Raw genomic sequence first — 20,929 nt, 5'->3', positions numbered from 1 at the left:
GTCACACGGAACTCATTACTTCTTACTCATCGATCACACGCAGCATGGAACCGATCAAAGTTGGCCTGTTGGGCTTCGGCACCGTCGGCAGCGGCACCTTCACGGTGTTGCACCGCAACCAGGAAGAAATCAAACGACGCGCGGGGCGCGGCATCGAGGTCGCGCGCATTGCCGTGCGCAACCCGGCCAAGGCGCAGGCGGCGCTCGGCGCTGACGCCGGCACCGCGCAGATCACCGACGATTTCAATGCGGTCGTCGACGACCCGTCGATTTCGATCATCGCCGAGATGATCGGCGGCACGGGCATCGCGCGCGAGCTCGTGCTGCGCGCGATCGCGAACGGCAAGCACGTCGTGACGGCGAACAAGGCACTGCTCGCGGTGCATGGCACCGAGATCTTCGAGGCCGCGCGCGAGAAAGGCGTGATGGTCGCGTTCGAGGCGGCCGTCGCCGGCGGCATCCCGATCATCAAGGCGCTGCGCGAAGGCCTGACCGCGAACCGCATCCAGTACATCGCCGGCATCATCAACGGCACGACGAACTACATCCTGTCGGAAATGCGCGACCGCGGGCTCGACTTCGCGACCGCGCTGAAGGCCGCGCAGGAGCTCGGCTACGCGGAAGCCGATCCGACCTTCGACATCGAGGGCGTCGACGCCGCGCACAAGGCGACGATCATGAGCGCGATCGCGTTCGGCGTGCCGGTGCAGTTCGACCGCGCGTACGTCGAGGGCATCAGCAAGCTCGACGCGACCGACATCCGCTACGCAGAAGAGCTCGGCTACCGGATCAAGCTGCTCGGCATCGCGCGCCGCGCCGCAAACGGCATCGAGCTGCGCGTGCACCCGACGCTGATCCCGGAAAAGCGGCTGCTCGCGAACGTCGAGGGCGCGATGAACGCGGTCGTCGTGCACGGCGATGCGGTCGGCACGACGCTGTACTACGGCAAGGGCGCGGGTGCGGAGCCGACCGCGTCGGCGGTCGTCGCGGATCTCGTCGACGTCACGCGCCTGCATACGGCCGACCCCGAGCACCGCGTGCCGCACCTCGCATTCCAGCCGGACAGCCTGTCGAACACGCCGATCCTGCCGATCGAGGAAGTGACGAGCGGCTACTACCTGCGCCTGCGCGTCGCGGATCAAACCGGCGTGCTCGCCGCGATCACGCGCATCCTCGCCGAATCGGGGATCTCGATCGACGCGCTGCTGCAGAAGGAATCGGAGCAGATCGACGGCGCGAACGGCGAAACCGACATCATCCTGATCACGCACGAGACGGTCGAGAAGAACGTCAATGCGGCGATCGCGCAAATCGAGAGCCTCGCGACCGTCGTGTCGAAGGTGACGAAGCTGCGCATGGAAGCGCTGAACTGAGGCTGACGACATGAACTACATTTCCACGCGCGGCGCCGGCATCGGCGAGCGCCATACGTTCTCCGACATCCTGCTCGGCGGTCTCGCGAAGGACGGCGGGCTTTACCTGCCGGCCGACTATCCGAAGGTGTCCGCCGACGAGCTCGCGCGCTGGCGCACGCTGCCGTATGCGGATCTCGCGTTCGAGATCCTGTCGAAGTTCTGCGACGACGTGCCGGCCGACGACCTGCGCGCGATCACGCGCCGCACGTACACGGCCGCCGTGTACAGCAACACGCGCCACGGCGAGAACGCGTCCGACATCACGCCGCTGAAGACGCTCGGCACCGAGCACGGCACGGCGCTGTCGCTGCTCGAACTGTCGAACGGCCCGACGCTCGCGTTCAAGGACATGGCGATGCAGTTGCTCGGCAACCTGTTCGAGTACACGCTCGCGAAGCACGGCGAAGCGCTGAACATCCTCGGCGCGACGTCGGGCGACACCGGCAGCGCGGCCGAATACGCGATGCGCGGCAAGGCCGGCGTGCGCGTGTTCATGCTGTCGCCGCACAAGAAGATGAGCGCGTTCCAGACGGCGCAGATGTTCAGCCTGCAGGATCCGAACATCTTCAACCTCGCGGTCGAAGGCGTGTTCGACGACTGCCAGGACATCGTGAAGGCCGTGTCGAACGATCACGCGTTCAAGGCGCAGCAGAAGATCGGCACGGTCAACTCGATCAACTGGGCGCGCGTCGTCGCGCAGGTCGTGTACTACTTCAAGGGCTATTTCGCGGCGACGCAGTCCAACGACGAGCGCGTGTCGTTCACGGTGCCGTCGGGCAACTTCGGCAACGTCTGCGCCGGTCACATCGCACGGATGATGGGGCTGCCGATCGCGAAGCTGGTGGTCGCGACCAACGAGAACGACGTGCTCGACGAGTTCTTCCGCACCGGCGCCTACCGCGTGCGCAGCGCCGAGAACACCTATCACACGAGCAGCCCGAGCATGGACATCTCGAAGGCATCGAACTTCGAGCGCTTCGTGTTCGACCTGCTCGGCCGCGATCCGGCCCGCGTGATGCAACTGTTCCGCGACGTCGAGGAGAAGGGCGGCTTCGATCTCGCGGCGAGCGGCGATTTCGCGCGCGTCGCCGAATTCGGCTTCGTGTCGGGCCGCAGCAGCCATGCCGACCGCATCGCGACGATCCGCGACGTATTCTCGCGCTACGACACGATGATCGATACGCATACGGCCGACGGCGTGAAGGTCGCGCGCGAGCATCTGGAGGCCGGCGTGCCGATGGTCGTGCTCGAGACGGCGCAGCCGATCAAGTTCGGCGAGACGATCCGCGAAGCGCTCGATCGCGAAGCCGAGCGGCCGGCCGCCTTCGACGGGCTCGAGGCGCTGCCGCAGCGTTTCGAGGTCGTGAAGGCCGACGCGCAGCAGGTGAAGGACTTCATCGCCGCCCATACGCGCGCATGACGCATGGCCGGGCCTGCGGGCCCGGCGGCGCACGACGGCCGGAATGCCGATTCGTCGAACGGATCGGGGTTCCGGCCGTTTCGTTTGGCCCGCGGGTTTGGCTCGCGGACATCGCATTCGGTGCGAAACAAGTGCCAGACCTGAAGGTGCGCGCCGATCACAGTCTTCGCATGCTCGCCATATCGCGCGTACGCGTGGCGGCGTCGCTACAATGACGTACTGACTCCAACGATTCCCGATGCCATCGATGTCGAACCCGAATCCCGCGGCGCCGCGCGCGCCGATGCTGTCGACCGCCGAGGCGCTCGCCGCGTTGCTCGACGCCGCGAAGCCGCTGCCCGGCGCGGAAACCGTCGCCACGCTCGACGCGCTGGGCCGCGTGCTGGCGGCCGACGTGAGCTCGCCGCTCGACGTGCCGCCGATGCATACGAGCGCGATGGACGGCTACGCGGTGCGCGTCGCCGACCTGCTGCACGGCGATCGGCGCTTGCCGGTGTCGCAGCGCATTCCGGCCGGGCATCCGGCCGCGCCGCTGGCAGCCGGCACGGCCGCGCGGATCTTCACCGGCGCGACGGTGCCGCCCGGTGCCGACGCCGTCGTGATGCAGGAGCAGACGTCGGCAGACGGTGACGCGGTCGAGATCCTGCACACGCCGAAGGCCGGCGAATGGATCACCGCGCAGGGCGCTGACATCCGCCAGGGTTCGGTGATCCTGCCGGCCGGCACGCGGCTCACGCCGCAGGCGCTGGGTCTTGCCGCATCGGTCGGCTGCGCGCAGTTGTCGGTCGCGCGGCGGATTCGCGTGGCGGTGTTCTTCACCGGCGACGAACTGACGATGCCGGGCGAGCCGCTGAAGCCCGGTGCGATCTACAACTCGAACCGCTTCACGCTGCGCGGGCTGCTCGAGCGACTCGGCTGCCACGTGACCGACTACGGGATCGTGCCCGACTCGCTCGCCGCGACGCGCGACACGTTGCGCGAGGCCGCCCGCGACCACGACGTGATCGTGACGAGCGGCGGCGTGTCGGTCGGCGACGAGGATCACGTGAAGCCGTCCGTCGAGGCCGAAGGGCGGCTCGCGCTGTGGCAGATCGCGATGAAGCCCGGCAAGCCGCTCGCGTACGGCGCGGTGCGCCGCGGCGACGAGCGCGCCGACGCGCACTTCATCGGGCTGCCCGGCAATCCCGTCTCGAGTTTCGTCACGTTCCTGCTGTTCGTGCGGCCGTTCCTGCTGCGCCTGTCCGGCGTGCGCGACGTCGCGCCGCGCGCGTTGTCGCTGCGTGCCGATTTTTCGCAGAGCAAGGGCGACCGGCGCAACGAATTCCTGCGCGCGCGCGTCAATGCGGCCGGCGGTCTCGACCTGTTCCCGAACCAGAGCTCGGCCGTGCTCACGTCGACGGTCTGGGGTGACGGGCTGATCGACAATCCGCCGCAGCACGCGATCAGTGCAGGCGAGACCGTGCGTTTCATTCCGTTTTCCGAATTGCTGTCGTAACGCGGCGGCTTCCCGAACCATGAAGATTCAGCTGAAGTTTTTTGCAAGCGTGCGCGAGGCACTGGGCGTCGCCGACGAACAGGCCGACGTGCCGGACAGCGTGACGACCGTCGGCGACGTGCGCGCGTGGCTGCGCGTGCGCGGCGGTGCGTGGGCCGAGACGCTCGCCGAAGGGCGCGCGTTGCGCATGGCGTGCAACCACGAGATGACCGATCCCGACACGCGGCTCACCGAAGGCTGCGAGGTCGCGTTCTTCCCGCCGGTGACGGGCGGTTGAGGCGGGCGTGATGGCGACGATACGAGTCCAGACCGACGATTTCGACCTGAACGCCGAAGTGGCGGCATTGCGGGCGCGCAACCCGAGGATCGGCGCGGTCGCGTGCTTCGTCGGCACGGTGCGCGACCTGAACGAAGGCGATGCGGTTGCCGCGATGGAGCTCGAACACTATCCGGGCATGACCGAGAAGGCGCTCGAGAAGATCGCGGCCGAGGCCGGCCGGCGCTGGCCGGGCATCGACGTCGCGATCGTGCATCGCGTCGGCAGGCTGCTGCCGCTCGACCAGATCGTGATGGTCGCGACGGTCGCGTCGCACCGCGGCGATGCGTTCGCGTCGTGCGAGTTCGTGATGGACTATCTGAAGACCGAAGCGCCGTTCTGGAAGAAGGAAACGACGCCGGATGGCGAGCGCTGGGTCGATGCGCGCAGTACCGACGACGCCGCGCTCGCGCGCTGGGGCGTCGAGTCGGGCAACACGCGGCGCTGAGTGCGGCGCGCGGGCGATGCGGCGATGTGCCGCAGATGCCGCATCGTCGCGCGTGACGGGCGTTACGCGTCCGGGTCGGCGCCGCGCCCGATGATCTTCGTCGGAAACGGCTCGCCGCGCTCGCGCGACGGCAACGCGTGCGGATCGTCGCCCGCGTCGCGGCGGCGCGGCGCGATCGCGTCGAGCAGCGCCTGCTGTTCGGCCGGAATCCGGTAGTCCCAACCGAAGCGGCTCAATTGCAGGCTCTGCGCGATCCGCAGCGCGGGCTCCATGAAACGGATCGCCGCGGCCGGCGCGTAACGCGCTTCGACGGTGTTCAGGAACAGCGACAGCCAGCGGCTGAAATGGGCCGGCTCGATGCCGTCGAGCGGCTGGTGCGCCTGCTGCACGTTGCCGCGATAGCCCTTGGTACCGAGCACGAGGCTCGACCAGAACGTCACCATCTTCGGCAGATGATCGTCCCAGCGGCCGGCGAGCTTCGCGGCGAACACGGGCCCGAGCAGCGGATCGGCGCGCACGCGGTCGTAGAACGCGTAGACGAGATCGCGGATGTTGTCTTCGGTCGGCTCGGCGTCGCGGGGGCGGGCCGGTACGGGTTCGGGCGAGGCGGGCAGGGCGGTCATGACAAAAAGGGCTGGTGGAGCAGGGCGGCGACGGGGCACCGGCGTGGGCAACGAGCAGGACGCCGGCCGGATTTTGACGCAAAATAGCGTCCTGTCACCCCTGGAAAACGTGCGGATATCACGCATGTTATTGCGCGCCCGCGATCCCGGCAACCCGGGGCCGCGCCGCGGGACCTTCGATCGGCCCTGCACGCATCGCGATCGGCCCGCCTCACGTCATCGGGGCACGATCGATCTTTTCCGTATTCGCTCATGAGACTCACCGACTACACCGACTATTCGCTGCGCGTGATGCTGTACCTGGCCGTGCGCGGCGAGGGGCTGGCGACGATCCAGGAGATCTCGGACGCCTACGGCATCTCGAAGAACCATCTGATGAAAGTCGTCCAGCAGCTCGGCGAGCTCGGCTGGGTCGACACCGTTCGCGGCCGCAACGGCGGGCTGCGGCTATTCGCCGATTCGCTGCGATTGACGGTCGGCCAGGTCGTGCGGGCGACCGAGAACGACTTCGCGCTGGTCGGTTGCTTTTCGTCCGACGGCAGCGACTCGCGCGGCTGCGTGATCGAGCCGCAGTGCCGGCTGAAGGGCGTACTGGCGGCCGCGCTCGAGGCGTTCTTCGCGGAACTCGATCGTCACACGCTCGGCGAACTGGCCGAGCCCGGCTCGCCGCTCGCGGCGCTGCTCGGCATTCATCCGGTCGCGCTCGTGCGCGCCGCGCCGGCGCCGGACGAAGCGCCGGCGGCCGCCGAGCCGTCGTCGCAGGCCCGCTGACACGCGGGCGCCGCGTATCCCGCGCCCATCCCCATCGCGCCGCCGGGCCGCTTGCCGGAGATCCGGCAATTTTTGCGCTGAATCAACCCGAATTTCGCTTGAAAGCCGCATAACCATCCTCATCTTGGTGTTAATCGAAAATTGGAGGTCTCAACCAAATGAGAATCGACAAGCTCACCACCAAGTTCCAGGAAGCACTCGCGGACGCGCAAAGCCTCGCGGCAGGCCGCGACAATCAATACATCGAACCCGTTCACGTGCTCGCGGCGCTGGTCGCGCAGCAGGACGGCTCGGCCCGCTCGCTGATGTCGCGCGCGGGCGTTCACGTGCAGGCCCTGCAAGGCGCGCTGAACGAAGCTATCTCGCGCCTGCCGCAAGTAACGGGCACGGGCGGCGACATCCAGATCGGCCGTGAGTTGGCCGGGCTACTGAACCAGGCCGACAAGGAAGCGCAGAAGCTCAACGACACGTTCATCGCGAGCGAGATGTTCCTGCTCGCCGTGTCCGACGACAGGGGCGACGCGGGCAAGCTCGCGCGTCAGCACGGCCTCACGCGCAAGGCGCTCGAAGCCGCGATCGCCGCGGTGCGCGGCGGCTCGCAGGTGCACAGCCAGGACGCCGAAAGCCAGCGCGAGGCGCTGAAGAAATACACGGTCGACCTGACCGAGCGCGCCCGCGCGGGCAAGCTCGACCCGGTGATCGGCCGCGACGACGAAATCCGCCGCTCGATCCAGATCCTGCAGCGCCGCACGAAGAACAACCCGGTGCTGATCGGCGAGCCGGGCGTGGGCAAGACCGCGATCGTCGAAGGGCTCGCGCAGCGGATCGTCAACGGCGAGGTGCCCGAGACGCTGAAGGGCAAGCGCGTGCTGTCGCTCGACATGGCCGCGCTGCTCGCCGGCGCGAAGTATCGCGGCGAGTTCGAGGAGCGCCTGAAGGCGGTGCTCAACGACATCGCGAAGGACGAAGGCCGGACGATCGTCTTCATCGACGAAATCCACACGATGGTCGGCGCGGGCAAGGCCGAAGGCGCGATGGATGCGGGCAACATGCTGAAGCCGGCGCTGTCGCGCGGCGAGCTGCACTGCATCGGCGCGACCACGCTCGACGAATACCGCAAGTACATCGAGAAGGATGCCGCGCTCGAACGCCGTTTCCAGAAGGTGCTCGTCGACGAGCCGAGCGTCGAGGCGACGATCGCGATCCTGCGCGGGCTGCAGGAGAAGTACGAACTGCACCACGGTGTCGACATCACCGACCCGGCGATCGTCGCCGCGGCCGAGCTGTCGCATCGCTACATCACCGACCGCTTCCTGCCCGACAAGGCCATCGACCTGATCGACGAAGCCGCTTCGAAGATCAAGATGGAAATCGATTCGAAGCCCGAAGAGATGGACAAGCTCGACCGTCGTCTGATCCAGCTGAAGATCGAGCGCGAAGCCGTGAAGAAGGAGCAGGACGAAGCGTCGCAGAAGCGCCTGCAACTGATCGAGGAAGAGATCGACCGCCTTGGCCGCGAATATGCGGACCTGGAAGAGATCTGGACCGCCGAGAAGGCCGCGGTGCAGGGCAGCGCGCAGCTCAAGGAAGAGATCGAGAAGGTGCGGGCGGACATCGCGCGCCTGCAGCGTGAAGGCAAGCTGGAGAAGGTCGCCGAGCTGCAGTACGGCAAGCTGCCGCAGCTCGAGTCGCAGCTCAAGCAGGTCACGCAGGCCGAAGAGCAGGAGCAGCACAACCCGACGCGTCCGCGCCTGCTGCGCACACAGGTCGGCGCCGAGGAAATCGCGGAAGTCGTGTCGCGTTCGACGGGCATTCCCGTGTCGCGGATGATGCAGGGCGAACGCGAGAAGCTGCTGCACATCGAGGAAAAGCTGCACGAGCGCGTGGTCGGCCAGGATGAGGCGATCAGCGCGGTGGCCGATGCGATCCGTCGTTCGCGCGCGGGTCTCGCCGATCCGAACCGTCCGTACGGCTCGTTCCTGTTCCTCGGGCCGACGGGTGTCGGCAAGACCGAGCTGTGCAAGGCGCTGGCGTCGTTCCTGTTCGATTCGGAAGAGCATCTGATCCGCATCGACATGAGCGAGTTCATGGAGAAGCACAGCGTCGCGCGGCTGATTGGCGCGCCGCCGGGCTATGTCGGCTACGAGGAAGGCGGCTACCTGACGGAAGCCGTGCGCCGCAAGCCGTACAGCGTGATCCTGCTCGACGAGATCGAGAAGGCGCATCCGGACGTGTTCAACGTGCTGCTGCAGGTGCTCGACGACGGCCGCATGACCGACGGGCAGGGGCGCACGGTCGACTTCAAGAACACGGTGATCGTGATGACGTCGAACCTCGGCTCGCAGGTGATCCAGGCGATGACGGGCGCGCCGCAGGACGAGATCAAGGACGCGGTGTGGCTCGAGGTGAAGCAGCATTTCCGCCCCGAGTTCCTGAACCGGATCGACGACGTCGTCGTGTTCCATGCGCTCGACCGCAGCAACATCGAGTCGATCGCGAAGATCCAGCTCGCCCGCCTGCACGACCGGCTCGCGAAGCTCGACATGGCGCTCGACGTATCGCCGTCGGCGCTCGAGCAGATCGCGAAGGTCGGCTACGATCCGGTGTTCGGCGCGCGGCCGCTGAAGCGCGCGATCCAGCAGGAGATCGAGAACCCGGTCGCGAAGCTGATCCTCGCCGGCCGCTTCGGTCCGAAGGACGTGATCCCGGTCGACGTCAACGATGGCCAGTTCGTGTTCGACCGCGTCGTGCACTGATCGCCTGCCGTCGGCAGCGTGCCCGGTTCGCACCGGGCGCAAAAACGAACACCCCGCCTCGGCGGGGTGTTTGCTTATGGAGTGGCCGAACGGGCCGCCCGATGGCGGTGGTCAGCCCTGCTTGTTGCCGCCGAACATGCCGGCGAGCTGCGTGAGCGTGCCGAGTACGTTCGACGTGTCGACCTGGCCGCTGGCCGGCACTTCGCCGTTCGGCGTCGCGCCGTTGACGACGTGCGGCAGTACCTGCGCGAGGATCGACGAGGCCTGCGACGGATCGATGCCGACCTTGCTCGCGAGCGAGCCGACGACGTCCGAGCCGAGCACGTTTTGCAGCGTATCGGGCGAGATCGGCTGGTTTTCACCGGTGCCGACCCACGAACCGATGATCTCGCCGGCGCCGCCGGCCTTGAACTTCTCGATCAGCCCGTTCAGGCCGCCCGGCTGGTTGTTGATGAATTCGAGCGCGGTCGCGATGAGCGCGCTTTGCGAGTTGCCGCCGGCCTGGCCGCCGATCAGACCGCCAACGATGTCGAGGAGACCCATGGTTCTTCACCTTCACTGAAAAGGGCGCCGTGACGACGGCGCCCGTTGAACGAATGCCGCGCGCACGCCGTCGCGCGCGCGGCGTACATCAGGCGCCCGACGCCGCGGCGGCGGAGGCGGCCTTGTCCTTCTTGCTCTTCTTCTTCGAACCCTTCGTCGCCTTCGCGGACGATGCGGCGGCCGGTGCGCTCGCGCCGGCGTCGGCGGATGCCGCGGCAGCCGCTGCGGCCTTTTCCTTCTTCGAGGCGCGCTTGGTTTTGACGGGCTTGCTCGCCGCTTCCGGTGCGCTCGCCGTCGGCGCGGGCGCCGCGGTCGTCGTGCCGGCCGTCGCGGTCGTGGACGTCGATGCGGTGCCCGCCGACGTCGTGGTCGACGGGGTCGCCGACGTCGTCGCGGCCGGCTTCGACAGCTTCACGCCCTTCGGCGGCGTGGACGCGCCGCCGATCGTCAGGCCGTTTTCCTCGAGATGCCCGACCGACTTCGTGCCGAGGCCCTTCACGCGGTTCGCGAGATCGTCGGCGTCCTTGAACGGGCCGTTCTTGGTGCGTTCGTCGATGATCGCCTTCGACTTCACGGGCCCGAGCCCCTTCACGGATTCGAGCGCGGCCTGGTCGGCCGTGTTGACTTCGACGGCGGCGGCAAGGCCGGCGGCGAGCGACAGCGATAGCGCGACGAACAGCATCAGCAGCTTTTTCAGCATGGCGAGGGCTCCCTGGTTCTGACGGATGAATGGTTGTTGCAACGGACGGCGGCGCGCGAGCCGGCCGAGCGTCGCCGTTAAGCATAGGACAAATGCGTGCCCTTTTTGAGACAGGCTGACCGAATCTTGCTGAAGGCTTGCGGTGCTGTAAAGGCCGAAACCGGTGCCGGGCGCCGATTTTGACCATTCTTTACGGTGTCGCCGCGGTATCGCGGGCGTATCGAGCGTGAATGTCGCGCTGGCCGACAGACAATGCTTGACTTAGAGTGAACTCTAACTCCTAACCTTGTTCCTGCCATGTCGAAAGCCATATCCCAACTCTCCGCTGCCGGTCCGCTGACGATCGGGCAAGTCGCCGAACTGACCGGCGTGTCGACGCACACGTTGCGGTACTACGAGCAGGCCGGGCTGCTGCGCGCGATTTCGCGCACGGCGGCCGGGCACCGGCTCTATGCGCCGGCCGACCTCGACTGGCTGGCCTTCGTGATGCGCCTGAAGGCGACCGGCATGCCGATCGCGCAGATGCAGGCGTTCGCGGTGCTGCGCGAGCAGGGCGCGTCGACGTTCGGCGCGCGGCGCGACTTGCTGGTCGCGCATCGCGACGCGGTGCGCGCGCATATCGCGGAGCTGCAGGCGAGCCTCGATGCGATCGGCGACAAGATCGCGTACTACGAGGCGCAGGAACGGGAAACGGCACGACGGGCGAAACCTTCTCACTCTTTATCGGAACAGGACGGACACGATGGAACGACTCGTTGAGGATCGCTACACGCGCGGCTGGAACAAACTGAAGGAAATCGACGGCGAAGCGGGCGAACGCGTGATCGCGGCGCTGGCGCCGATCGCGCCGGATTTCGGGCGGCTGCTGGTCGAATTCAGCTTCGGCGATATCTACAGCCGGCCGCAGCTCGACCTGAAGGCGCGCGAAATCGCGACGATCGCGGCGCTGGCCGCGCTCGGCAACGCACAGCCGCAACTGAAGGTGCATATCGAGGCCGCGCTGAACGTCGGCTGCACGCGCGACGAGATCGTCGAGGTGTTCATGCAGATGGCCGTGTATGCGGGGATGCCGGCCGCGCTGAACGCGCTGTTCGCCGCGCACGAGGTGTTCACGCGGCGCGACGAAGCGGCCGGCGTGACGGCCGACGCGAACGAAGCGGCCGGGCAGCCCGCATGACGCGGCGTGCGCCGGTGCGTCACGCGCGGTGCGGCGCGACGATCCGGTACTTCGCGATGCGCCGGTACAGCGTCGCGCGCGACATGCCGAGCGCCCGGGCGGCCGCGTCGGGCCGCCAGCGATGCGCGGTGAGCGCGGCGACGATGCGGCCGCGTTCGTCGTCGGGCAGCGCGCCGGGCGGCGCGCCGCCGAGTTGCGCGGCGAGGTCGGCCGGCAGGTCGCGCCGCGTCACGCGCGCGGCGTCGCACACCGCGCACGCATAGCGCAGCACGTTGCGCAGTTGCCGCACGTTGCCCGGCCATGCATACGCGGCGAGCTGTTCGGCGAGCGTCGCGTCGAGCGTGAGCACGTGGCCGGTCGCCTGCGCTTCCTCGGCGAACACGGCGGCGATCACGTCACGCACGTCCGCGCGTTCGCGCAGCGGCGGCAGGTCGAATGTCGCGCCGCTCAACCGGTAGTACAGATCTTCGCGGAACGTGCCGTCCGCGACCATTCGCGCGAGATCGCGGTGCGTCGCGCAGATCACGTCGAGATCGACGCGCACCGGCGTATCGCTGCCGAGCGGCACGACCTCGCCGTCGGCCAGCACGCGCAACAGGCGCGTCTGCAGCGCGAGCGGCATGTCGCCGATTTCATCGAGAAACAGCGTGCCGCCGTCGGCGAGTGCGATCTTGCCGCGCGCGCCGTGCTTGCGTGCGCCGGTGAACGCGCCGGCCGCATAGCCGAACAGTTCGCTCTCGATCAGCGCTTCCGGCAGCGCGCCGCAGTTCACGGCGACGAATGGCCGCGCGCGCCGCGCGCCGGCGTCGTGGATCGCGCGGGCGAACACTTCCTTGCCCGCGCCGGTTTCGCCGAGCACGAGGATCGGCAGCCGTTTGCTCGCGACGCGCAGCGCGAGTTCGGCCTGTTGCGCGATGCGTGCATCGCTGCTGTGCAGGAACGGCGTCAGCGCGCTGACGTGACGCGGCGCGGTGCCCGGGCGCCGCGAGGCCGCGCCGGGTTCGCGGCCGGCGCGCCGCAGCGGCGCACGCAGCCGCGCGTAGAGCGGGGCGCCGGTCGCGCGCACGCGCAGCGCGACGATCGTATCGAGCCGCGCGGCGTCGCGCAGCGGCATCTCGGTCGCATCGAAGATCTCGTCGATATGGCGCGGCTCGCGCAGCGCCGGCAGCGCATCGCGCGCCTGCCGGTTCGCGGCGACGATGTTGCCGCATTCGTCGAATGCGATCAGCCACTCGGGCTGCGCCTCGACGTAGTGACGGTTCGGATGCCCGAACAATATCCAGTGCTGCGCGGTGCTGTGCACGAAGTAGCCGTCCTCGATCAGCGCCGCGCTCTGCCGCACGAGTTGATAGACGAGGCGCTGACTGTCGCGGCCGTCGGGCGAATGCACGGCCGACGCGTCGAGCACGCCGATCAGTTCGCCGCCCGGCGAGAAGATCGGCGCCGCGCTGCACGTGAGCGTCGTGAACGCCGCGCGAAAGTGATCGGCCTTGTGCACGGTGATCGGCGCGAGATCGGTCAGCACGCTCGCGACGCCGCACGTGCCTTCCTCGCTTTCCGACCAGCACGAGCCGATGTGCAACCCCGCATGGCGGAAGTCGTTGCGGCGTTCGCGGTCGATCCGGTAGTCGATGGTCACGCCGTGCGCGTCGGTCAGCATCACGCAGTAGTCGGCGACCCGGATCATGTCGTGCAGCCGCGTCAGGCACTGACCCGACGCGCGCAGGAAGGCCTCCTCCTTGTCGCGCACTTCGCGCAGCTCCGCCGCGGTCAGCACGCGCGGGCCGATCGACGACGCGGGGTCGAGACGGTAGCGCTCCAGCGACCGTTGCCACGACGACACGAGGCGCGCGGAATCCGCCGGCGCGGGCAGGCGTCCGGCGAGCGCGCCGAGTACACGGTCGGCGTGCTGGGCCTGGGGGACGGCGTAGGGCATGGTCGGCTCCGGTTCCGTACGGCGGGGATGTCGCTGTTCTTGTAGCACATCCGGTTCGGCGAATCACATTGCATCGCAGCACGCGGCGCGCATGAGACGGTCGTCTCACCGGTATCGCGCCGTGTCTCGCGCAGTTGAGACGGCCGCATGCGCGCGGCGTGACGGTCGTCCGGCCGCGCGTCGCACGCGCGGCGCCGCGCGAACGCAGGGTTTGCGGGCAGAACGGCGCGCATGCGCGGGCGTCGCGGCGATCGCGTCGCCGTATCGACGATGTGAGACGTCCCAGCGAATTCGCCGCGCGCTGTGTCGTCGCGGTCGCGCATCCCGAACACGTGCAAGCCCGCCGAACCAGTGCGGACGCGGGTTTCGCGGCGATCGCGCGCACGATGGCACGCCGCTTGCAGAGATGACGGGCAAGCCGCCGCGATCGCGTCGGCGACGACGATCCGCCGCCCGTCGATGGCAGCGGACGAAACAGGCGGAGCCGGCGCGCGTATCGATGCGCCGGCTCCGTCGACTGGATGGAGACGAACCCGTGACGACGCCCGTTCCCGTCGGCGTGATCGCGAACCCCGCATCGGGGCGCGACATCCGCCGCCTCACGACGCATGCCTCCGTGTTTCCGACGGCGGAGAAGGCGAACATGATCGTGCGCCTGCTGGCCGGTCTCGGCGCGATGGGCGTCGAGCGCGTGCTGACGCTGCGCGACCGCACGGGCATCGCGACGCTGCTGCTGCGCGCGATCGACACGCATCGCGCGGTCGCGCCGCACGAGCGCTGGCCCCAGGTCGAATTCGTCGACCTGCCGATCACCGATAGCGTCGCCGATACGCAGGCGGGCGCGGCCTATCTGCACCGGATGGAAGTGTCGCTGATCGTCGTGCTCGGCGGCGACGGCACCCATCGCGCGGTGGCCGCGCATTGCGGCGCGACGCCGCTCGTCGCGCTGTCCACCGGCACCAACAACGCGTTTCCCGAACATCGCGAGGCGACCGTCGCGGGCGTCGCCGCGGGGCTCGCCGCAACCGGCGCCGTGCCGGCCGAGGTCGCGTTCGTGCGCAACAAGCGGCTCGTCGTGCGCTGCGTCGCGGGCGCGCAGCCGGGGCGCGAGGAGATCGCGCTCGTCGACGTGTGCGCCGCGCGGCAGCGCTTCATCGGCGCGCGCGCGATTTCCGGCTCCGACGACATCGACTCGCTCTACCTGACGTTCGCGGAACCGGACGGCATCGGGTTGTCCGCGCTCGGCGGCGCGTGGGCGCCGCTCGAACGCAGCGCGCCGCACGGGCTCGCGATGCGCTTCGCGCAAGGCGGCAACGCGTCCGGCACGCCGCTCGTCGCGCCGATCGCGCCGGGGCGCGTCGACCGTGTCGTGATGCGCAGCTGCGAGCGGCTGGAACCGGGCACGTGGCACGCGATTCCGTTCGAGCACGGCACGCTCGCGTTCGACGGCGAGCGCGAGATCGAGGTCGCGCGCGGCGATCGCTACGAGATTGCGCTCGACTGGCACGGGCCGTTGACGGTCGACGTCGGCCGCACGCTGCGCTACGCGTCGTCTCGGCAACTGCTGCGCGACGCCGGTGCGTGGCACGACTGATACACCGGTTTTACGAAAATTCTTCGCCATCCATAACGATCATCCAGGAGACATCGCATGACAGCCCCGCTCGAAGGACAGGTCGCCGTCGCCACGGGCGGCGCGCGCGGCATCGGCCGCGGCATCGCGCTGGCGCTGGCCGGCGGCTTCACGTTCCACTGACGGCCGCAAGGCCGTGCAATCCGCCGCCACGGCACGGCCGGGGCGGCATTCGCAGTCAGACCTAACCAGGAGACACACATGACCGCTTCGACACAGCTCGGCAGGGACACGCTGCTGGACGCCTATCGGCTGATGCGCACGATCCGCGAATTCGAGGAACGCCTGCACGTCGAATTCGCAACCGGCGAGATTCCCGGCTTCGTTCACCTGTACGCGGGCGAGGAGGCGTCCGCCGTCGGCACGATCCTGCACCTCGGCCTCGACGACTACGTGGCCACCACGCACCGCGGCCACGGCCATTGCATCGCGAAGGGCGTCGACGTGCACGGGATGATGGCCGAGATCTACGGCAAGAAGACGGGCGTCTGCCGCGGCAAGGGCGGCTCGATGCACATCGCCGACCTGTCGATGGGGATGCTCGGCGCGAACGGGATCGTCGGCGCGGGCGGCCCGCTCGTGTGCGGCGCGGCGCTCGCGGCCAAGCACAAGAAGACGGGCGGTGTCGGCGTGTGCTTCTTCGGCGACGGCGCATCGAACCAGGGCGTGATCTTCGAATCGATGAACCTCGCGTCGGTGTGGCGGCTGCCCGCGATCTTCGTCGCCGAAAACAACGGCTACGCGGAAGCGACGTCGTCGAGCTGGTCGGTCGCGACCGACAACATCGCCGATCGTGCGAACGGCTTCGGGATGCCGGGCGTGATCGTCGACGGCTTCGACTTCTTCGCGGTGCACGAGGCGCTCGGCGAGGCCGTCGAGCGCGCGCGCAACGGCGGCGGCCCGACGCTCGTCGAGGTGAAGTTCACGCGTTATTTCGGCCACTTCGAGGGCGACGCGCAAACCTACCGCGCGCCGGGCGAAGTGCAGAAGCTGCGCGACGAGAAGGACTGCCTGAAGCATTTCGAAACGCGCGTCGTGCGCGCCGAAGCGCTGACGACCGCCGACCTGCGCGCGGTGGACGCACAGGTGAAAGCGCTGATCGACGACGCGGTCGCGCAGGCGAAGGCGGCGCCGCTGCCGGATGCCGCCGACCTGCTGGCCGACGTCTACGTGTCGTATCCGTGAGCGCGGGCTGACCCCGCAGCCGGCACGGCGAACCGAACATTCCAGGAGACAGACATGGCAAGGAAGATCACTTATTCGCAGGCGATCAACGAGGCGCTCGCGCAGGAAATGGCGCGCGACGACAGCGTGATCGTGATGGGCGAGGACAACGCGGGCGGCGCGGGCGCGCCGGGCGAGGACGACGCGTGGGGCGGCGTGCTCGGCGTGACGAAGGGGCTGTTCCACAAGTTTCCGGGCCGCGTGCTCGATACGCCGCTGTCGGAGGGCGGCTACATCGGCGCGGCGGTCGGCGCGGCCGCGTGCGGGATGCGGCCCGTCGCGGAACTGATGTTCATCGATTTCATGGGCGTGTGCTTCGACCAGATCTTCAACCAGGCCGCGAAATTCCGCTACATGTTCGGCGGCAAGGCCGTGACGCCGGTCGTGATCCGCGCGATGTACGGCGCGGGCCTGCGCGCGGCCGCGCAGCACTCGCAGATGCTCACGTCGCTGTTCACGCATATTCCCGGGCTGAAGGTCGTGTGCCCCGCGACGCCGTACGACGCGAAGGGGCTCCTGATCCAGGCGATCCGCGACAACGATCCCGTGATCTTCCTCGAACACAAGCTGCTCTATACGCGCGAGGGCGACGTACCGGAGGAATCCTATGCGATTCCGTTCGGCGAGGCGAACGTGCTGCGCGACGGCGACGACGCGACGATCGTCACGTACGGCCGCATGGTGCATCTCGCGATGGACGCGGCCGCGACGCTCGCGAAGGACGGCGTCCAGTGCGACGTGATCGACCTGCGCACGACGTCGCCGCTCGACGAGGAAACGATTCTCGAAAGCGCGGAACGCACGGGGCGCGTGGTCGTCGTCGACGAAGCGAATCCGCGCTGCTCGATCGCGACCGACATCGCAGCGCTCGTCGCGCAGCGTGCGTTCCGTTCGCTGAAGGCGCCGATCGAGCTCGTTACCGCGCCGCATACGCCCGCGCCGTTCGCCGGCGTGCTGGAAGACCTGTATATCCCGTCCGCCGACGCGATCGCGCAGGCGGTACTCAAGACGAGGAGCTGACACGATGTCGATTCACATGATCACGATGCCCAAGTGGGGGCTGTCGATGGAGCAGGGGCAGGTCAACGGCTGGCTGAAGGCGATCGGCGAACGCGTGGCGAAGGGCGACGAGGTGCTCGACGTCGAGACCGACAAGATCTCGTCGGGCGTCGAATGCGCGTTCGACGGCACGCTGCGCCGGCAGGTCGCGCAGGAAGGCGAGACGCTGCCCGTCGGCGCGCTGCTGGGCGTCGTCGCGGCCGCCGATGCGAGCGACGCCGACATCGATGCGGCGATCGCCGACTTCCAGCGCGATTTCGTGCCGAGCGCGGCATCGGACGAGGCGGCCGGCCCGCAGCCGGAGAAGGCGCAGATCGGCGGACGCACGATCCGCTTCCTGAAGCTCGGCGACGGTTCGGGCACGCCGGCCGTGCTGATCCATGGCTTCGGCGGCGACCTGAACAACTGGCTGTTCAATCATGCGGAGCTTGCCGCGCACCGGCCGGTGTGGGCACTCGATCTGCCCGGCCACGGCGAATCGGGCAAGGCGGTCGAGACCGGCAGCCTCGACGAGCTGGCCGACGCGGTGCTCGCGCTGCTCGATGCACAGCATATCGAGCGCGCGCACCTGATCGGCCATTCGATGGGCGGCGCGGTGGCGATGACGTTGGCCGACAGCGCGCCGGAGCGCGTGGCGTCGCTGACGCTGATCGCGAGCGCCGGGCTCGGTACCGACATCAATCGCGCGTACATCGACGGCTTCGTCGCCGGCAACAGCCGCAACACGTTGAAGCCGCACCTCGGCGCGCTGTTCGCGGACAACGCGCTGGTCACGCGGCAACTGGTCGAGGATCTCGTCAAGTACAAGCGGCTCGAAGGCGTGCAGGGCGCGCTCGAGAAGATCGCGAACGCCGCGTTCGACGGCGCCGCGCAGCGGCGTGTGTTCCGCGACCGGCTCGCGTCGCTGGCGCCGCGCACGCTCGTGATCTGGGGCGAGCGCGACCAGGTGATTCCCGTGCAGCACGCGCAGGCCTTGCCGGACGGCGTGCGCGCCGAGGTGATCGCCGCCGGCGGCCACATGGTGCAGATGGAGGCGGCCGCCGACGTGAACCGCCTGATCGTCGCGTTCCTCGGAGACTGACGATGGCCGCCGCGCTCGAACGACCCAGCCTCACGGCGCTCGGCCAGCCCGGCGCGAGAAGTCGCGACAAGCTCGCGCGCATTCCGGTGCGCGTCGAGCCCGCGGCCGGCGCGGCGCTGCCGAAGCCGCCGTGGCTGCGCGCGCTGCCGATGATGAGCGCGGCGGTGGCCGACATGGCCGCCGTGCTGCGCGAGCATCGGCTGCATTCCGTCTGCGAGGAGGCGATGTGTCCGAACATCGGCGAATGCTTCGCGCAGCGCACCGCGACTTTCATGATCATGGGTGGGCTGTGTACGCGGCGTTGCGCGTTCTGCGATGTCGCGCACGGCCGTCCCGAGCCGCTCGATCCCGCCGAGCCAGCGCGGCTGGCCGACGCGGCGGCGGCGCTCGGGTTGCGCTACGTCGTGATCACGTCGGTCGACCGCGACGATCTGCGCGACGGCGGCGCCGCGCATTTCGCCGCATGCATCGCGGCGGTGCGCGCGAGCGTGCCGGGTATCGGCGTCGAGGTGCTGACGCCCGACTTCCGCGGCCGCGCGGCCCGTGCGCTCGACGCGCTGTCGTCGGCGTGGCCCGACGTGTTCAATCACAACATCGAGACGGTGCCGTCGCTGTACCGGGCGGCGCGGCCGGGCGCCGACTATCGCGGCTCGCTGGAGCTGCTCGCGCAGGCGAAGGCCGCGCGGCCGACGCTCGTGACGAAATCGGGATTGATGCTCGGGCTCGGCGAACGCGACGACGAGGTGCGCGACACGTTGCGCGACCTGCGTGCGCACGAGGTGGACGTGCTGACGCTCGGCCAGTATCTCGCGCCGTCGGCGCACCATTTGCCGGTGCGGCGCTACGTGAGCCCCGACGCGTTCGCCGCGTGGCGCGACGAGGCGCTCGCGCTCGGTTTCAGGGAAGTCGTCGCCGGCCCGCTCGTGCGGTCGTCATATCACGCAGCCGACGTGCTGGAGGACGCGTAGCGCGCCGCGCGTCAGGCCGCGGCGGCGTGTGCGCGACTAATACGGCGCAGGTACAGCACGAGCCCCGCGCCCGCCAGCATCAGGCTGACCGTGTTCGCGAACCAGAAGCCGCGCGCGCCGGTCAGCCACGCGGGCGCGATGCCGCCGACGTCGAAGCCGAGCACGTAGCCGCCGCTGAGTCCGACGCCCCACAGCGCGACCGCATAGATCACGGTCGGCACGACCGCCACCTTGTACGCGCGCAGCACGAACGCCGACGTGACCTGCAGCGCATCGAACACGTGGTAGCACGCGACGATCGCGACGAGCGGCATCGCGGCCGCGGCGACGGCCGGGTTCGGCGTATACCCGCCGATGATCAGCGGGCGCAGCGCGAACACGAGCACGCCGTAGGCGGCCGCGATCCCGCACGCGAACATCACGCTGTGCCGGCCGAGCAGCCGGGCCTCTTCCGGACGTCCGGCGCCGAGCGCGCGCGCGACCAGCGTCGACGAAGCCACGCCGATCGACAGCGGCGTCATGTACAGCACCGCGCCGATGTTGCCGGCGATCTGATGGCCGGCGAGCGTCGTCGTGCCGAACTGCGCGATGAACAGCGCCATGCACGTGTACGACGTGACCTCGATCAGGTACGACAGGCCCATCGGCACGCCGAGCTTCAGGATGGCCTTCTGCCGTTCCCACACGGGCCAGCAGAAGCGCGAGAAGATCGCGAGCAGCGCGAACACGTCGAGCTTCGCGAGCAGCGTGTAGCCGATCAGCGCGAGCGCCCAGTTGATCAGCGTGCTCGCGAGCCCGCAGCCGGGGCCGCCGAGCGCCGGTACGCCGAAGCCGCCGAAGATGAACCACACGTTCAGCGGAAACTTGAGCAGCAGCGCGCCGATCTGCAGGATCATCGCGAGCCGCGGCTTGCCGACCGCGTTGGTCAGCGCGTTGTAGATGCGGAACACGAGGCTGGCGGGCAGCCCGTACGACAGGATGCGCAGGTAGTCGACGGTGCGCTCGTGCAGCGCGGCGGGGGCGTGCGCGACACGCAGCAGCGGTTCGGGAAAATGCAGCAGCAGGAAGCCCGGAATCGCGAGCAGCAGCGCAAGCCACAGCGCCTGGCGCACTTCCTCGCCGATCTCGGCATAGCGGCGCGCGCCGTACAGTTGCCCGGTGATCGGCTGCAACGCGGACAGGATGCCCGTCAGCCCGATATAGATCGATACGTAGATCGACGAGCCGAGCCCGAGCGCGGCGAGATCGACGGCCGAGTAGCGGCCGACCATCGCGGTGTCGATCACGCCGAACGCGATGATCGCGAGCTGGCCGACCAGCACCGGCCACGCGAGACCGACGATCCGGCGGATGTCGCCGAACAT

At 68.8% G+C, this 20,929-nt stretch carries 19 protein-coding genes and 1 pseudogene; 15 read left to right on the top strand and 5 right to left on the bottom strand.

The genetic code is table 11. The features are described 5' to 3' along the window. Window positions 1–44 precede the first annotated feature (44 nt). The 5 genes from CFB89_RS09300 (at window position 45) to CFB89_RS09280 (ending at window position 5,094) form a co-directional block, all read left to right on the top strand. The gene (locus CFB89_RS09300; RefSeq protein WP_089467605.1) at window positions 45–1,373 is read left to right on the top strand and encodes a homoserine dehydrogenase; all 1,329 of its coding nucleotides are present in this window, start codon (window positions 45–47) and stop codon (window positions 1,371–1,373) included. A gap of 10 nt (window positions 1,374–1,383) precedes the next feature. Further along, complete coding sequence (thrC, locus tag CFB89_RS09295; RefSeq protein ID WP_089467604.1) at window positions 1,384–2,835, top strand: threonine synthase; 1,452 nt, start codon at window positions 1,384–1,386, stop codon at window positions 2,833–2,835. A gap of 247 nt (window positions 2,836–3,082) precedes the next feature. Further along, window positions 3,083–4,330: a gephyrin-like molybdotransferase Glp gene (gene glp / locus CFB89_RS09290; RefSeq protein ID WP_089467603.1), complete on the top strand. Its 1,248-nt coding sequence runs from the start codon at window positions 3,083–3,085 to the stop codon at window positions 4,328–4,330. Window positions 4,331–4,349: 19 nt separating this feature from the next. Further along, window positions 4,350–4,607: a molybdopterin converting factor subunit 1 gene (moaD, locus tag CFB89_RS09285; protein WP_011352296.1), complete on the top strand. Its 258-nt coding sequence runs from the start codon at window positions 4,350–4,352 to the stop codon at window positions 4,605–4,607. 10 nt (window positions 4,608–4,617) lie between these two features. After that, a complete protein-coding gene (locus CFB89_RS09280; RefSeq protein WP_089467602.1) occupies window positions 4,618–5,094 on the top strand; it encodes a molybdenum cofactor biosynthesis protein MoaE in 477 nt (158 codons plus the stop codon). A gap of 62 nt (window positions 5,095–5,156) precedes the next feature. Here the strand turns inward: CFB89_RS09280 and CFB89_RS09275 are convergent, their stop codons facing one another. Further along, the gene (locus CFB89_RS09275; protein WP_089467601.1) at window positions 5,157–5,717 is read right to left on the bottom strand and encodes a group III truncated hemoglobin; all 561 of its coding nucleotides are present in this window, start codon (window positions 5,715–5,717) and stop codon (window positions 5,157–5,159) included. A gap of 252 nt (window positions 5,718–5,969) precedes the next feature. Here CFB89_RS09275 and CFB89_RS09270 point away from each other — a divergent pair, with 252 nt between their 5' ends. After that, window positions 5,970–6,488, top strand: a complete 519-nt coding sequence (locus CFB89_RS09270) for an Rrf2 family transcriptional regulator (RefSeq protein ID WP_089467600.1) — start codon at window positions 5,970–5,972, stop codon at window positions 6,486–6,488. Between the two features lie 158 nt (window positions 6,489–6,646). Then, a complete protein-coding gene (clpB, locus tag CFB89_RS09265) occupies window positions 6,647–9,244 on the top strand; it encodes an ATP-dependent chaperone ClpB (RefSeq protein ID WP_089467599.1) in 2,598 nt (865 codons plus the stop codon). Between the two features lie 111 nt (window positions 9,245–9,355). Here clpB and CFB89_RS09260 read toward each other — a convergent pair whose 3' ends face one another. Further along, window positions 9,356–9,787 carry a YidB family protein gene (locus CFB89_RS09260; RefSeq protein WP_089467598.1) on the bottom strand — a complete coding sequence of 144 codons (432 nt, stop codon included), beginning with the start codon at window positions 9,785–9,787 and terminating at the stop codon, window positions 9,356–9,358. 88 nt (window positions 9,788–9,875) lie between these two features. Then, complete coding sequence (locus tag CFB89_RS09255) at window positions 9,876–10,487, bottom strand: helix-hairpin-helix domain-containing protein (RefSeq protein ID WP_089467597.1); 612 nt, start codon at window positions 10,485–10,487, stop codon at window positions 9,876–9,878. 297 nt (window positions 10,488–10,784) lie between these two features. On the opposite strand from CFB89_RS09255, the gene CFB89_RS09250 reads away from it, so the two are divergent. Together CFB89_RS09250 and CFB89_RS09245 are read left to right on the top strand one after the other, a co-directional pair. Further along, on the top strand, window positions 10,785–11,246 hold the full coding sequence (locus CFB89_RS09250; protein WP_089467596.1) for a MerR family transcriptional regulator: 462 nt from the start codon (window positions 10,785–10,787) through the stop codon (window positions 11,244–11,246). Further along, window positions 11,230–11,664 carry a carboxymuconolactone decarboxylase family protein gene (locus CFB89_RS09245; RefSeq protein ID WP_089467595.1) on the top strand — a complete coding sequence of 145 codons (435 nt, stop codon included), beginning with the start codon at window positions 11,230–11,232 and terminating at the stop codon, window positions 11,662–11,664. Before CFB89_RS09250 ends, CFB89_RS09245 begins: the two co-directional genes overlap by 17 nt. A gap of 19 nt (window positions 11,665–11,683) precedes the next feature. Here the strand turns inward: CFB89_RS09245 and CFB89_RS09240 are convergent, their stop codons facing one another. Further along, entirely contained in the window at window positions 11,684–13,600 is a 1,917-nt protein-coding gene (locus tag CFB89_RS09240; protein ID WP_089467594.1) for a sigma-54-dependent Fis family transcriptional regulator, read from the bottom strand. Window positions 13,601–14,135: 535 nt separating this feature from the next. Here CFB89_RS09240 and CFB89_RS09230 point away from each other — a divergent pair. From CFB89_RS09230 to lipA, 6 genes and pseudogenes are all read left to right on the top strand, one after another. Next, window positions 14,136–15,194 (top strand): ATP-NAD kinase family protein, encoded by a 1,059-nt coding sequence (locus CFB89_RS09230; RefSeq protein ID WP_089467592.1) that lies wholly within the window; start codon window positions 14,136–14,138, stop codon window positions 15,192–15,194. Between the two features lie 57 nt (window positions 15,195–15,251). Then, window positions 15,252–15,338: pseudogene (locus CFB89_RS34105) on the top strand (SDR family NAD(P)-dependent oxidoreductase); the annotation flags it as partial. A 96-nt stretch (window positions 15,339–15,434) separates the two neighbouring features. Beyond that, complete coding sequence (locus CFB89_RS09225; protein WP_089467591.1) at window positions 15,435–16,418, top strand: thiamine pyrophosphate-dependent dehydrogenase E1 component subunit alpha; 984 nt, start codon at window positions 15,435–15,437, stop codon at window positions 16,416–16,418. 54 nt (window positions 16,419–16,472) lie between these two features. Beyond that, window positions 16,473–17,477, top strand: coding sequence for an alpha-ketoacid dehydrogenase subunit beta (locus CFB89_RS09220; RefSeq protein ID WP_089467590.1), 1,005 nt, complete (start codon window positions 16,473–16,475; stop codon window positions 17,475–17,477). 4 nt (window positions 17,478–17,481) lie between these two features. Continuing rightward, window positions 17,482–18,597, top strand: coding sequence for an acetoin dehydrogenase dihydrolipoyllysine-residue acetyltransferase subunit (locus CFB89_RS09215; RefSeq protein ID WP_089467589.1), 1,116 nt, complete (start codon window positions 17,482–17,484; stop codon window positions 18,595–18,597). A gap of 2 nt (window positions 18,598–18,599) precedes the next feature. Further along, window positions 18,600–19,565 carry a lipoyl synthase gene (gene lipA, locus CFB89_RS09210; protein ID WP_089467588.1) on the top strand — a complete coding sequence of 322 codons (966 nt, stop codon included), beginning with the start codon at window positions 18,600–18,602 and terminating at the stop codon, window positions 19,563–19,565. A gap of 11 nt (window positions 19,566–19,576) precedes the next feature. On the opposite strand, the gene CFB89_RS09205 is transcribed toward lipA, so the two are convergent. Continuing rightward, a complete protein-coding gene (locus CFB89_RS09205; RefSeq protein ID WP_089467587.1) occupies window positions 19,577–20,929 on the bottom strand; it encodes an MATE family efflux transporter in 1,353 nt (450 codons plus the stop codon).

Source organism: Burkholderia sp. AU16741 (genome assembly GCF_002223345.1).
GTDB lineage: Bacteria > Pseudomonadota > Gammaproteobacteria > Burkholderiales > Burkholderiaceae > Burkholderia > Burkholderia sola.
Note: the sequence above shows the minus strand (reverse complement) of the source record. Positions and strands in the feature narration are given on the sequence as shown.